Annotated in this window: 10 protein-coding genes; 5 read left to right on the top strand and 5 right to left on the bottom strand. The window is 70.0% G+C overall.

The window, feature by feature from the left end; all coding sequences use genetic code 11:
* Window position 1 precedes the first annotated feature (1 nt).
* Together ETAA1_RS11980 and ETAA1_RS11985 are read left to right on the top strand one after the other, a co-directional pair.
* On the top strand, window positions 2-1705 hold the full coding sequence (locus tag ETAA1_RS11980; protein ID WP_145238120.1) for an anti-sigma factor: 1704 nt from the start codon (window positions 2-4) through the stop codon (window positions 1703-1705).
* A 2-nt stretch (window positions 1706-1707) separates the two neighbouring features.
* Complete coding sequence (locus tag ETAA1_RS11985) at window positions 1708-2262, top strand: hypothetical protein (protein WP_145238123.1); 555 nt, start codon at window positions 1708-1710, stop codon at window positions 2260-2262.
* Between the two features lie 3 nt (window positions 2263-2265).
* Here ETAA1_RS11985 and ETAA1_RS11990 read toward each other — a convergent pair whose 3' ends face one another.
* From ETAA1_RS11990 to ETAA1_RS12010, 5 genes are all read right to left on the bottom strand, one after another.
* The gene (locus tag ETAA1_RS11990; protein ID WP_145238126.1) at window positions 2266-3390 is read right to left on the bottom strand and encodes a THUMP domain-containing class I SAM-dependent RNA methyltransferase; all 1125 of its coding nucleotides are present in this window, start codon (window positions 3388-3390) and stop codon (window positions 2266-2268) included.
* A gap of 1 nt (window position 3391) precedes the next feature.
* Window positions 3392-3838, bottom strand: coding sequence for a hypothetical protein (locus tag ETAA1_RS11995; RefSeq protein WP_145238129.1), 447 nt, complete (start codon window positions 3836-3838; stop codon window positions 3392-3394).
* Window positions 3839-3868: 30 nt separating this feature from the next.
* Window positions 3869-5113: a serine hydroxymethyltransferase gene (locus tag ETAA1_RS12000; protein WP_145238131.1), complete on the bottom strand. Its 1245-nt coding sequence runs from the start codon at window positions 5111-5113 to the stop codon at window positions 3869-3871.
* A gap of 42 nt (window positions 5114-5155) precedes the next feature.
* Complete coding sequence (locus ETAA1_RS12005; RefSeq protein WP_145238135.1) at window positions 5156-5764, bottom strand: HAD family hydrolase; 609 nt, start codon at window positions 5762-5764, stop codon at window positions 5156-5158.
* Window positions 5765-5918: 154 nt separating this feature from the next.
* Window positions 5919-8834 carry a WD40 repeat domain-containing protein gene (locus tag ETAA1_RS12010; RefSeq protein ID WP_238389425.1) on the bottom strand — a complete coding sequence of 972 codons (2916 nt, stop codon included), beginning with the start codon at window positions 8832-8834 and terminating at the stop codon, window positions 5919-5921.
* 235 nt (window positions 8835-9069) lie between these two features.
* Here ETAA1_RS12010 and ETAA1_RS12015 point away from each other — a divergent pair, with 235 nt between their 5' ends.
* From ETAA1_RS12015 to ETAA1_RS12025, 3 genes are read left to right on the top strand one after another with little or no spacing between them, the layout of a single operon-like run.
* Window positions 9070-10362: a DUF1501 domain-containing protein gene (locus ETAA1_RS12015; RefSeq protein ID WP_145238141.1), complete on the top strand. Its 1293-nt coding sequence runs from the start codon at window positions 9070-9072 to the stop codon at window positions 10360-10362.
* A gap of 20 nt (window positions 10363-10382) precedes the next feature.
* A complete protein-coding gene (locus tag ETAA1_RS12020) occupies window positions 10383-10784 on the top strand; it encodes a hypothetical protein (RefSeq protein WP_145238143.1) in 402 nt (133 codons plus the stop codon).
* A 32-nt stretch (window positions 10785-10816) separates the two neighbouring features.
* Window positions 10817-13294, top strand: coding sequence for a DUF1549 domain-containing protein (locus tag ETAA1_RS12025; RefSeq protein ID WP_145238146.1), 2478 nt, complete (start codon window positions 10817-10819; stop codon window positions 13292-13294).
* Window positions 13295-13361 lie beyond the last annotated feature (67 nt).

Below are 13361 nucleotides of genomic sequence, written 5' to 3' on the forward strand. Positions count from 1 at the left end.
GATGGCCGACGGGTTGACGGAACCGCCGGACGACGCCCCCGACCACACCGAGGTCGAGCTGGTGGCGTACCTCGACGGCGAACTCGACGCCGCGGCGGCGCGGCGGGTGGAGGCGCGGATCGCGGCCGACCCGAAGCTGCGGGCGCGGGCCGAGGCGCTGAAGCGCTCCTACGACCTGCTCGACTTCCTGCCGAAACCCGAGCCCTCGGCGGCGTTCACGAGCCGCACCCTCGACAGGCTGCCGGCGGTGAAGTCATCGCCGGCGGCGCCGCCGGTGCAGCCGACCGAGCCGGTGCCGGTCGCGCACCCGTCGGGGACGGGGACGCCGATCCTGACGCCGGTACCGCCGCCGCGCACGGGCACGTGGGCGCTGGTGCTGGTGCTGCTGATCGGCGTGTCGCTCGGCGTCGGTTACCTGGGCACGGCCGCGGCACGGACGTACCTTTTCCCGCCGCCCGCACCCCTCGACGTGACGGCCGACACGCTGCCGCTGGCCGACTACCGCGTGGTGGAGCGGCTCGCACTCTACGCCCCCGCCGACGACCTGGAGTTCGTCGAGAGGCTGGCCGCACACGACCGCTTCGGCGACGACGTGGGGCTTCAGTCGGCTGCGCCGGTCGAGCCAGACAAGCCGGACGGAAAGGAGCTCGACGCACTGGTGAGAGCGTTCCGCGAGCTGCCCCCAGACCGTCAGGACAAGCTGCGGCAGCTGGATCATCAGTTGCACGACCTGCCCGACGCCCGCCGCGACACGCTGCTACGGGTGCTGGAGGTGTACGCGGCGTGGCTCCAGCGCCTCCCCGACGCCGACCGCAAGAAAATCCTCGCCGCACCGTCCCCCGGAGACCGGCTGGAGGCGATCGACGACACCCGCAGCACGCAGTGGGTGGCCGGCCTCCCGGCGGCGCAGCGGCAGAAACTCAAGACGATGCCGCCCGTCGAGCGCGGGGAGACGATCGTGAAGTGGAAGGCGGAGGAGGACACGAACCGCGACCGCTGGAACACGGCCCGCTTCCACCACGAGTTCGTCCGTTCCGGCCGCCAGCCGTGGCCGTTCACCGACGAAACGCTGAAGAAGCAAGTGCTGGACTTCGCCCAATCGGCTTACCACCCCGGCGACCCGAAGAAGAACCGCCTGCTGCCCGCGGACCGGACGAGGTTCACCGAGGCGCTGGAGCGCGGGGAGAAGGGCGGCGAGTGGGCGTGGCTCGGCAAGACGGTCTACGACATCTCCCGCAACCCGCGTTACGAGACGTACCCCGAGGCCGGCCCGAACGGGAAGATGACCACCGACTTCGCCGACCTGCCGCCGCTGCTCCGCGACGTGATGACGAAGCGGATCGTGAACAAGGCCGGGGCGGAGGTCGTCGGCCGGTGGCCCGACTTCGCCCTGGAGGTGAACCGCGGGATGTCGAAGTCCAAGTTCGCGGGGAAGGAGTTTCACCTCGGCCCGGCCCGGCCCGGCGAATTCCGGCCGGAGGTTGAACAGTTCCTGCCGGCGCTACAGAAGATGGTTACGCCGGCGGAGTGGGCCGGGCTCGCGGAGAAGGCGGGGCGGTGGCCCGAGTACCCGGCCGAGCTGCTGCGGCTGGCGCGGGCGCACGACCTGAGCGTACCCGGGGCGATGCCGCCGGGGCCGCCGAGCCAGTGGGAGAAGACGTACAGCCTGCCGCCGCGCCCGGTGCCGCGGCCGGGGAGCGAGTGACCATGAACCTGGACCAGTTGTACCCGTACCTCGTGCCGGGCTTGTTGAACCCGGACTGGGAGCCGGCGTGCGTACCCGTCGGGCACGGCGTGTGGGTGCAGCTGTTCGAGGACACCACGAGCGCGAACGGCATCGTTCACGCGGCCGTGTCGCCGGACCAGCTCGCCTCCGCTGGACTGAGCGCGGGCGACGCCCACGAGCAGGCGCTGGCGAACCTCGTCCGCTTCGCCGACGACTCGCCCGACTTGTCGATCCAGATGCTCGGTGAGGTCGGCGACCCGGTTCATTTCCTGCTGTACTGCGACCACCCGCGGGCGGCGGCGTGCCTGTTGCTGCCCGACCTCTACGAGCAGGCTTGCGACCTGCTGAAGACCAGTGAGGTGTGCGCGGTTGTGCCGCAGCGCGAGTCGCTGGTGGTGCTGCCGAAGCGCGACCGGGCGTACCGCGAGATGATGGTGGCGAAGCTGCGCGAGCTGGAAGCCGACGCCCGGCGGCCGATCAGTTTCGGGCTGTTCGAGCTGACCGCGGACGGGGTGAGTGAGTTCCACGAGGCGTGACGCTCACGTCTCGAACTCCCACAGCCGGCACGGTATCTTGCCGTTGAAGAAGGGCGTACTCCCCCGCACCGGGAGCCCCACTTCGCCCGCCAAGTTGTCGTTCCCGCTGAACACGAACACCCGCCAGCCGCGCCAGTGGGTGCCGAACACGTCCCCCAGCGTGCGGTACAGCCCCACCAACTCGGCCTCCTCACCGATCCGCTCGCCGTAGGGCGGGTTGCACGCCAACACCCCCGGTGGCCCGTCCGGCGGGCGCGCGTCGCGCACGTCCAAGCGGTCGAATCGCAGTAGATTGCCGACTCCCGCCGCGTGGGCGTTCCCGCGCGCGAACTCGATCGCGTCGGCCCGCCCGTCGCTGCCGACGATCGGCGCCGACAGGTGCGGCCGGACGCCGAGTCGGGCGTCCTCCCGTACGGCAGCCCACAGTCCGCGGTCGAAGTCGGGCCACCCCTGGAAGCCGAACCACTTCCGCAACAGCCCCGGCGGCCGGTCCAGCGCCAGCCAACTCCCCTCGATGCAGAACGTGCCGGAGCCGCACAGTGGGTCCACGAGGGGCGTCGCCGGGTCCCAGCCGGCGTGGAGCAGCAACCCGGCGGCGAGTGCCTCGTTGAGCGGCGCCCGCGTCTGCACGGGTCGGTAGCCGCGCTTGTGCAGCGAGTCCCAACTCGCGTCCAGGCTGAGCGTCGCGTGGTTGCGATAGACGTGCAGGTTGAGGCCGACCATCGGCCGCTCGGTGTCCACGCTCGGCCGGCGGCCGACGCGGTCGCGGAACTGATCGCAGATGGCGTCCTTCACCCTGCGGCTGGCGTACTGCGAGTGCGTGATCGCCGAGTCGCGGACGTTGCAGTCCACCGCGAGGGTGTGGTCCGGCGACATGAATTCGAACCAGTCGATCGACCGGACGGCGTCGTACAACTCGTCGGTCGAGCGGACGGGGCCGCCGAACACCGGCCGGAGGATTCGCACGGCCGTCCGCAGCCACAGGCTGGCGCGGTAGAGGAGGGCGGTGTCGCCGCGGGTCCAGACGCCGCCGCGGCCGAGCTCCACGTCGGCCCCGCCGAGGGCGACCAGCTCGCCGGCCAGGAGCGGCTCCAGCCCGCGGGCGCACGTCACGAAGTATGCGACCACGCTACCCCCGGGCCAGGACGTAGATCGTCCCGACGAGCACGCACGCGGCCACGATGCCGAGCATGATGAGCCGCTGGGTGAACCACACCTCGATCCCCTTGCCGAACTTGATCCCCATCACCGCGGCGTGGAGCCCGGCCGAGATCGCCAGGTCGAGCGGCATGTACAGGAACTTGGCGACGAACCACGCCTCCCATCTCGGGATGGCGATCATCCGGGTGCCCTCGTGGACGACCGTTTCCAGGACAGCAAAGGCGACCACGTCGGCGACGTAGTTGATGAGCATGATCCCGGACGCCGCCAGGACCGACGGCTTGGGCAACCCGCACAGCGTGCACGACAGCCGGAAGATGTACGTCAGCAGGAACAGCACGACCGGCAGGAGCAGGAGCGTGAAGACGCAGCAGACGAACAGGACGGCGCCGACGTTGCCGCCGTTACCATTCACCGCTCAACCTCGGAGTCAGGGGTAGGAAGCTCACGCCTCGGCCGGGGCGGGGAACTGCCGGCACAACTCGCGGACGGCGCCGCGGACGCGCTCCAGCACCGCGGCGTCCTCGGGGGCCGCCAGCACCTCGACGATCCACGCGGCCACGCGCTTCATCTCGGCCTCGGCCATGCCGCGCGTCGTCAGGGCCGGGGTGCCGATGCGAACGCCGGACGGGTCCAGCGGCTTCCGCGGGTCGAACGGGATCATGTTCTTGTTGACCGTGATACCGGCCCGGTCGAGGGCGTGTTCGGCCACCTTCCCCGGCACCCCCTGCTTGCCGAACACGTCCACCAGGATCAGGTGGTTGTCGGTACCGCCGCTCACGAGCGTGTAGCCGGCGCGGGTCAGCTCCTCGGCCAGCACTTTTGCGTTCGCCACCACCTGTCTCTGGTAGCGAACAAAGTCCGGCTGGAGCGCTTCCTTGAAGGCGACGGCCTTCGCGGCGACGACGTGCATGAGCGGCCCGCCCTGCACGCCGGGGAACACGGCCGAGTCGATCGCCTTGGCGTACTCCTCGCGGCACAGGATGATGCCGGCACGGGGGCCGCGCAAGGTCTTGTGCGTGGTGCTGGTGACGAACGCGGCGTGCGGCACCGGGTCGGGGTGGACCTTGGCAGCCACCAGCCCGGCGATGTGGGCCATGTCCACCATCAGCAGCGCGCCGACCTCAGCGCAGATGTCAGCGAACTTGGCGAAGTCGAACTCGCGCGGGTAGGCGCTGGCACCGGCGATGACGAGCTTCGGCTTGTGCTCGCGGGCCTGCGCGGCGACCTGGTCGAAGTCGATGCGGTGGTCCGTCGGGCGGACGCCGTAGGAGGCGACCTTGAAGTACTTGCCCGAGAAGTTCAGCCGCATCCCGTGGGTGAGGTGGCCGCCGTGCGCCAGGTCGAGGCCCAGGATGGTGTCGCCGGGCTGGAGCGTGGCCAGGAACACGGCCATGTTCGCCTGCGCGCCGGAGTGCGGCTGCACGTTGACGTGCGCGGCGCCGAACAACCGCTTGGCGCGGTCGATGGCTACACGTTCCACTTCGTCGACGAACTCGCAGCCGCCGTAGTAACGGCGGCCGGGGTAGCCCTCGGCGTACTTGTTCGTGAGGCACGAACCCTGCGCGGCCATCACCGCGGGGCTGGTGTAGTTCTCGCTGGCGATCATCTCCAGGCCGTCCTGCTGCCGGCGGCGCTCGCTGCGGACCGCGGCGAAAACCTCGGGGTCGGCCTGTTCCAAAATGTCCATCAGGGGCTCCGGGGCGGCAATCCCTTCTTTGTATCGCCCCGGTCAGCTGAACTGAACCCCCGCCGCCCGCAACTTTTCGGGCAGCGTCCCGTCCGGCTGGTAGACCAGCCCCTCCCACCCGAACCGCCGCGCCGCCTCGACGTTCACCGGCAGGTCGTCGATGAACAGGCATTCACCGGGCTCGGCGTTGGCGTACTGGTGGGCGTAGGCGAAGAACGCCGGGTCCGGCTTGCGAGCGGCGGCGTGGTGCGAGGCCACGAGGTGGTCGAACGGGGTCAACTCCGCGGCGTAGTCGGCGGTGAAGCGGAGGAAGTGCGCCTCGTTCGTGTTCGAGCCGAGCAGCACGCGGTAGTTCGCCCTCAGTTTCGGGACGAGTGCGATGACCTCGGGGTTGGGCCAGAAGATGTCGGTGTACGCGGCGAGGAACTCGACGGGTGTGCAGGTAAGCTTGGCGTTCAGGATGGCTTCGCGGACGAACTCGGTGGTGCTGAGAAGGCCGCGCTCGTAGTCGTCGGCGATGGGGTCGCCGTAGACGCGGAGCGCGAGTTCGACCGCCGGCAGGGCGGTGTACGCGGCCAGTTTCGCGACGGAGCGGCCGTGGTCGAAGAAGGCCACGACGTTGCCGAAGTCGAAGACGATGGTGCGGATCATGACAGTTACCAGATCAGAGTTAACCACAGAGTCACAGAGGGCACAGAGAGAAAACAGAAAACCGAGTGAGACGATGTTTTCAAACCATCCTCTGTCTCGGTTTTCTGTTTTCTCTCTGTGCCCTCTGTGACTCTGTGGTTAATCCATTTCGCTTCTACTTCCCCGGCGCCTTCAGGATAAGCGCTTCGACCGCCGACTCGGCCCGCGACTTGGGGCCGCAGCCGATCACGATGCGGGTGCCGTCCGGCGTCACCGCTAACGCGTGGATCGGCCCCACGTCGCGCTCCGCGCCGGCGACGCGCTTGCCGTCGGCGACCGACCACGCGGCCAAATACCCCTTGTACCGCGGGGCCGGGCCGGCCGTGATGAGCAACTTCTCGTCGGTCGAGAACCGCACGGCGTGGACCCAGCCCGGGTGGCTGGCCGGCGGCTCGCCGGGGAACGGGCTCTTCAGGTCGGGGTTGGCGAATTCGCGGACCGGGTTGCCGCTCGCCACGTCCCACAGCTTCACGGTGCGGTCGCTGGACGCGCTCGCCAGCAGCTTGCCGTCCTTCGTGAACACCGCGCTGAACACTTGATCGCGGTGGCCGACCGGCCCCTTCGGCGGTTCGAGCTTGTCGCCCGGCTTCGGCTCCGGGGCGGCCTTGAACTCGCGCACGAGGGTGCCGCCGGCCGCGTCCCACAGCTTCAGCGAGCGGTCGAAGCTGGCCGTCAGCACCTGCTTGCTCCCGGGCGCCCACACGACCGCGTAAATCGGCTGCGGCTCGTTCGCCGGCGCCGGCTTGATGTGGGCCTTCACCTCCTTCGACAGCGCCGCCTTCTCCACGTCGAACAGCCGGAGCGAGCCGTCGTGGCAGCCGGTGGCGATCACCTTGCCCGTCTCGTCGAAGGCGACGGCGTCCACGAGGTTGGGGTGCGGCAACGTCTTCGCCGGGGCGTTGCCGGCGATCTTGAAGCGGCGGGCAAGCTTGTCGTCGGCGGCAGTGAGGAACGACCCGTCGGCAAGGAACGCGGGGCCGACCGCGGCCGCCGGGTGCGGGTAGCTCTGGAGTGCGCGCCCGAACTCCGGCGGCGTGGGCATGCCGGGAGTGACGGTCACGTTCCACGCCGCAGCCGCCTTCGAGTTCAGCACGCCGACCAGCGCCGGGGCGGTCGGATGGAAGGCCAGCCCGGTCGCCGGTGCGCCGGCGGCGATACTTCCGACCTGCTTGCCGTCGGCGATCGTGAACACCTTCACCGAGCCGTCCGCGGCCGACACCGCGAGCCGCTGGCCGTCCTTCGTGAACGCCGCCGCGATGGCCTCGGCTCCCACGTCGAACGCCTTCTCCTTCGTGCCGTTGCCGGTGTTCCAGCTCGTCACCTCCTTGCCGGGGCCGACCGCGATCACGCGCTCGCCCTGCGGCGACAGCGCAATCCCGGCCACCTTCCCGGTGCCGACCACGATGACGCGCTGGACGGTGATGGGACTGATGCCGACGGTCTTGTCCGCACTCGCGGTGACGGCGATTGGCGCGGCCTGCGACAGGAACGCCCCACGCACCGGCCCGGCGTGCGGGAACGCCTGATGGATCACGCCCGTCGTCGCGTCGGCGAGCACTGCCAGGTTATCGGCGCGGCCGAGCAGCAGGCGCGACTTGTCGGCGCTGAAAGATAGCGACAGCACGTCAGCCGGCTGGGCGATCTTGGCGAGTTCCTTACCGTCGGCGAGGTTCCAGGAAATCACGTCCTTCCCGACAGCGGCAGCAAGAGTCTGGGTGTCCTTGCTCAGCGCCAGCGCCGTCGGCACGTTCGGCAGCGGGCCGATCTCGCGGAGTGCCTTGTCGGCCTTCGCGGTGTCCCAAACGCGGACGAGCTTGTCGGCGCCGGCCGTCACCAGATAGCCGTTCGTGGGGTGAAAAAACGCCGCGGTTAGCTTGCCGGTGTGGGCCTTGATGGCGAACTTCGTCGCCTTGTCGGCCGGCTGTTTGGGGTCGATCGGCAGTGCCCAGCCCTTCGCCAAGCCGTCCGCGCCGGCCGTCAGGAACACCGGCTGCGACGGGTGGAAGCCCACGGCCGTCACGCCGCCCGCGGCCGCGGCGGGCACCTCGGCCTTCACCTTCCCCTGGCGGTCCCACATGACGACGGAGCCGTCGGCGAGCCCGGCCGCAAGTGTCTGCTGGTCGGGCGATAGGGCCAGCGCTTCGATCGAGGCTTTCGTCGGGCCGTAGCTTCCGGCGGGGGTGCCGTTGGCGACGGCGAACAGCGTGGCTGTTTTGTCCGCGGAGGCGACCACGGCCGTGGCGCCGTCCGTTGACGTGACGAGGTGCGTCAGCGCATCCTTCGCGGCCGGGGGCGCCTTCGGGGTCGGCGGCGGCGGGGCCTGCCACACGCGCAGCAGGCCGTCGGCACTGGCCGTGTACGGGAGCGCGTTACCGGCGTTCACCGCGAGGCCGGTCAGATCGGCGGTGCCGGTGTGGTACGCGGCTACGGCCTTCCCGTCTTTCGGCGTCCAGAAGCGGACCGTCTTGTCGGCCCCGGCCGAGACCAGGAAGCCGTTGTTGGCGCTGAAGCCGAGCCCGACGACGGGGCCGGTGTGTCCCTTCAACTCGACGGCGCCTTTCTCCTCGCCTTTCGGGTAAACCTTGATCGTGCCGTCGGCGCCGGCGACCGCGAACGTCACGCCGTCCGGCGACACGGCGACGGCCTTGAGCGCCGCGGCGCCGGCGTACGTCTTCACCGGGTTCGGCGTCGGCATATCCCAGACGAGCGCCTTGTTGTCGGCCCCGCCGCTGACGAGTTGGTCGCCTTGCGCCGAGAACGCCACCGACAGCACCTGCAGTGTGTGTCCCTTGTCGCCACCGTAGACGCGCAGTTCCTTGCCGGTCGCAGCGTCCCACAGTCGAACCGTTTTGTCGAAGCTGCCGGTGGCGATCAGCGTCCCGTCGGGGCTCACGGCCACGGCGGCGATCGTGTCCGAGTGCCCCTTCAGCACGCCGACCACGTCCGGGGCGGGAGCCTGGCCCGACGAGCTCACGGCGAAGAAGCCGACGGCGAAGGCGAGCGGCACGGTGAGCCGACGCGGGAGTGGCATGGGACGACCGGGGAAGGGGGAGTGGGGCGGGCCGGCTGCGCCGGTGGGAGGCAGTGTCGCACCCGCGGCCGGCGGCGTCAACGAGCCGGCCCCCATCGAATTTTCATTTTTCCGGTTGACAACGTTGGTACGGGACGTGATCGTTGGGGTGGAGTTGAATTCCGCGCCTTGCGGCGCGGCCCCCGCCTGCTCCCCTGCCCACCCCGTTCGCTTTCACTTTCTACTGGGGTCTGCCATGCTGCGGTTCACCGGCTCGGCCCGCTCCTTCTGCGACGGCGTCTCCCGTCGAAACTTCCTCCAGGTCGGCGCGTTCGGAGCCGGGCTGACGCTCGCGGACATGCTCCGCGCCCGCGACGCCCAGGCCGCCGCGACCCTCCGCCAGCCCACGCGGTCGCAGAAGTCGGCGATCATGATCTACCTGCCGGGCGGCCCCAGCCACATGGACATGTACGACCTCAAGCCGGACGCCCCCGCCGAGTTCCGCGGCGAGTTCCGCCCCGTGGACACGAACGTCGCCGGCGTCCGCATCTGTGAGCACATGCCGATGCAGGCCATGATGTGGGACAAGCTCTCCGTGGTGCGCTCGGTCGTGTCCGTGGACGAGCACAGCGACTCGCTCGTGCTCACCGGCTACCCCGACCGCGTCAACCGCACCGCCGACCACCCGTCCATCGGCTCCGTCATCAGCAAGCTGCGGAGCCAGGAGGCGTCGGCAGTGCCGCCGTTCGTGAGCCTGCGGGGGATGAGCCGCGGCACCGAGCCCGGCTACCTCGGCATCGCCCACCGCCCGTTCACCCCGGGCGGCCAGGGGAACTCGAACCTGCGGCTCGCCAACAACGTCACCGAGCAGCGGCTCGACGCCCGCCGCGACCTGCTGACGAGCTTCGACGACACCCGCCGCGAGATCGACGCCACCGGCACCATGCGCGGCATGGACGCCTACACCGAGCGGGCCATCGAGATGGTGACCGCCGGCGTCGTCCGCAACGCCCTCGACTTGACGAAGGAGCCGCAGGCCGGCCGCGACCGGTACAAGGGCGTCGAGCAGTTCCTCACCGCCCGCCGGCTCGTCGAGGCGGGCGTCGGTTGCGTCACGCTGTCGATCGGCGGCTGGGACACCCACGGCCAGAACTTCCAGACGCTGAAGCGGCAGCTGCCGCAGGTGGACAAGGGCGTCGCCACGCTGATTCAAGACCTGCACGACCGCGGCATGCAGGACGACGTGGTGACCGTGATGTGGGGCGAGTTCGGGCGGACGCCGAAGGTGAACATGAACGCCGGCCGCGACCACTGGAGCCCGGTCATGAGTGCCCTGGTCGCCGGCGGCGGCCTGCGGATGGGACAGGCGATCGGCGAATCGACGGCGAAGGGCGAGCGGCCGAAGGACCGGCCTTACACCGTCCCGGCCGTGCTGAGCACCGTGTACCGCGCCCTCGGCATCGACCCCGCCATGACCTTCCCGAACGGCAGCGGCCGGCCGATGTACGTCCTCGACGACCGCGAGCCGGTCCGCGAGTTGATCGGCTGACCGGCTCCTACCATGACCCCATGACCCCGACGCTCCGCCTCGCCGCACTGGTTCTCGTTCTGGCCGCCGTCGGGTGCGAGTCGCGGAACGCGGGGAAGATTGTGGGCCGGTGGCGGGCCGACTCGGTCGATCTGCCGGTCGGCCCGAACGGCCCCGCCGACATCGTCTGGGAGTTCACCGAGGACGGAAAATTCACCATCCTCCGCGTCATCCCCGACCGGGCCGAGCCGAACACCGAGAAGGTCGCCGCCGGGCGCTACACGCTCGGCCTCCGCGACAGCGTGACCCTCACGAACCTCGACCCGCCGCTCGACGGCCAGACGAAGCTGTCCGAGCAGGTCGTGATCGACGGTGATAAGATGATCGTGGGCGGCCGCGGGAAGGACTCCACCTTCCGGTTCACCCGCCTGCCCCCGAAGTAACCCCGCCTGGTTCCAAGTCCGCAGGTGCGACCATGTCCCGCACGCTCCTGGCGCTCGCCGCCGCCCTCGCCTGGGCCGGCCCCGCGGCCGCCCAGCCGGCCATCACCGCCGCGATGCCGTACCCCACCCAGCTGCGGATGCGCGGCCTGGAAGACGCCCCTCAACTACTCGTCACCGGCCGGCAGGACGACGGCCGTGACGTGGACGTGACCGCCGCCGCCACCTACGCCGTGTCCGACCCGAAAGTCGCGCGCGTGGACGCCGCCGGGCGGGTGTTCCCCGTCGGCAACGGCACCGCCGAGATCACCGCGACCGTGGGCGGTCACACCGTCCGCGTGCCAGTCACCTGCGCGGACATGGACCGGGCGCTGCCGATCAACTTCGCCAATCAGGTGGTGCCGATTCTGACCCGGCTGGCGTGCAGCAGCGGCGGCTGCCACGGGAAGATTGCCGGGCAGAACGGCTTCCGCCTGTCCCTGCTCGGCTTCGAGCCGCAGTTCGACTACGAGAACCTGCTGAAGGAGGGCCGCGGCCGGCGCGTGTTCCCCGCCAACCCGGAGGCGAGTCTGCTGCTGACCAAGGCCACCGGCCAGGCGCCGCACGGCGGTGGCAAGAAGATGGAGCCGAACGGCGAGGAGTACAAGATCGTCCGCCGCTGGATCGCCTCCGGGTTGCCCTACGGTAGCCCGACCGACCCGACCGTGACCCGCGTCAGCGTCTACCCGGAAACCCGCGTGATCGACCGCAAGGGTCGCCAGCAGCTGGCCGTGTACGCCCACTACTCGGACGGCACCACCGAGGACGTGACCCGGCGGGCGCAGTTCGAGAGCAACGACACCGAGGTCGCCACGGTCAGCGAGAGTGGCCTGGTGAACAGCCTGAACGTGACGGGGCAGGCCGCGGTGATGGTTCGCTACCAGGGGAACGTGACGGTCTTCCGCGCGGTCGTGCCACGGCCCGGCGCCGCCCCGGCGTTCGAGTTCGCCGCCCGCACCGTGGTGGACGGCCACACCGCGAAGAAGTGGCGTGACCTGGGCATCGCCCCGTCCGATCTCTGCACCGACGAGCAGTTCATCCGCCGCGTCACGCTCGACCTGACGGGCACGATCCCCGACGCCGCCGCGGTTGTCGCCTTCGCCGCCGACCGTGACCCGCAGAAGCGCGACAAGCTGATCGACCGGCTGCTGGAGACGCCGGAGTACGCCTACTTCTTCGCCAACAAGTGGGCCGACGTGCTGCGGGTGAAGCGGCGCAACCAGGCGAACCGGGCGGCGGGCACGTTCGCCTTCCACGAGTGGATTCGGGAAGCAGTCGCCACGGACCGGCCGTACGACCAGTTCGTCCGCGGCATCATCACCGCCAGCGGCGACGAGCACCGCAACCCGCCCACGTTCTGGTTCCGCGAGGTCGCCACGCCCGAGAACTTCGTCGACGACGTGAGTCAGGTCTTCCTCGGCCAGCGGTTGGCGTGTGCGAACTGCCACCACCACCCCTACGAGAAGTGGACCCAGGACGATTACTGGGGGCTGGCCGCGTTCTACGGCCGCGTCGGCAAGAAGACGGTGGCGATCCCCGGCCAGCAGAATCAGGGTCAGCAGGGCGGCCGGCAGGTGATCTTCACGAAGACGGCTGGCAGCGTCACGAACAAGCGGACCGGCGGCGTCGCCGACATGCGGCCGCTCGAAGGCGAGAGCGTGAAGCTCGGCGCGGAGGACGACCCGCGGGCCAAGTTCGCCGACTGGATGACGAGCCCGAAGAACCCGTTCTTCGCCAAGGCCGTGGCCAACCGCTACTGGGCGCACTTCTTCGGCCGCGGCATCGTGGACCCGCTCGACGACATGCGCGTGACCAACCCGCCGTCGAACCCCGAGTTGCTCGACGCGCTGACCAAGGACTTGACCGACAACAACTTCAGCCTCAAGGCGCTGATCCGCACGATCTGCCGGAGCCGGACGTACCAGTTGAGCAGCACGCCGAACGAGTTCAACTCCGAGGACAAGGCGTCGTTCGCCCGCTACTACCCGCGGCGGCTCCAGGCCGAGGTACTGTTCGACGCCGTGGGTCGCCTGACGAGCAGCCCCGCGGGCTTCGCCGGGCTTCCCGCCGACCGCCACGCCCCGAGCCGGGCGATCATGTTGCCGGACGAGTCGTTCACGAGCTACTTCCTGGACGTGACCGGCCGGCCGCAGCGGATCAGTGCGTGCGAGTGCGAGCGGGTGAACGAGGCGAGCCTGGCGATGAGCCTCCACCTCCTGAACTCGAACGACGTTCAGGACCGCATCGCCCGCGCCGGCGGCCGCGCCGACGCCCTGAGCCGCGACCCGCGGCCGGACGCCGACAAGGTGACGGAGCTGTTCCTGCTAGCCCACGCCCGCCGGCCGACGGCCGAGCAGCTGCGGGTGGCCGTGGAACACATCGGCCGGGCGACGACGCCGGCGGCCAAGAAGCAGGCCTACGAGAACGTCGTGTGGGCGCTGTTGAACAGCAAGGCGTTCCTGTTCAACCAGTGACCCGAGATCGCCGCCTGCGGCGTAGCGGCGTCGACGCCGCTACGCCGCAGGCGGCGAAAACCCTGAG

Origin of the sequence: Urbifossiella limnaea, assembly GCF_007747215.1 — a bacterium.
Classification (GTDB): domain Bacteria; phylum Planctomycetota; class Planctomycetia; order Gemmatales; family Gemmataceae; genus Urbifossiella; species Urbifossiella limnaea.

What these genes read in the sequence shown, in the direction of transcription:
- ETAA1_RS12015 (WP_145238141.1), top strand. Translation starts at nt 9,070, where the DNA reads ATGCTGCGGTTCACCGGCTCGGCCCGCTCCTTCTGCGACGGCGTCTCC.
- ETAA1_RS11980 (WP_145238120.1), top strand. Translation starts at nt 2, where the DNA reads ATGGCCGACGGGTTGACGGAACCGCCGGACGACGCCCCCGACCACACC.
- ETAA1_RS12025 (WP_145238146.1), top strand. Translation starts at nt 10,817, where the DNA reads ATGTCCCGCACGCTCCTGGCGCTCGCCGCCGCCCTCGCCTGGGCCGGC.
- ETAA1_RS12020 (WP_145238143.1), top strand. Translation starts at nt 10,383, where the DNA reads ATGACCCCGACGCTCCGCCTCGCCGCACTGGTTCTCGTTCTGGCCGCC.
- ETAA1_RS12010 (WP_238389425.1), bottom strand. Translation starts at nt 8,834, where the DNA reads ATGCCACTCCCGCGTCGGCTCACCGTGCCGCTCGCCTTCGCCGTCGGC.
- ETAA1_RS12005 (WP_145238135.1), bottom strand. Translation starts at nt 5,764, where the DNA reads ATGATCCGCACCATCGTCTTCGACTTCGGCAACGTCGTGGCCTTCTTC.
- ETAA1_RS12000 (WP_145238131.1), bottom strand. Translation starts at nt 5,113, where the DNA reads ATGGACATTTTGGAACAGGCCGACCCCGAGGTTTTCGCCGCGGTCCGC.
- ETAA1_RS11985 (WP_145238123.1), top strand. Translation starts at nt 1,708, where the DNA reads ATGAACCTGGACCAGTTGTACCCGTACCTCGTGCCGGGCTTGTTGAAC.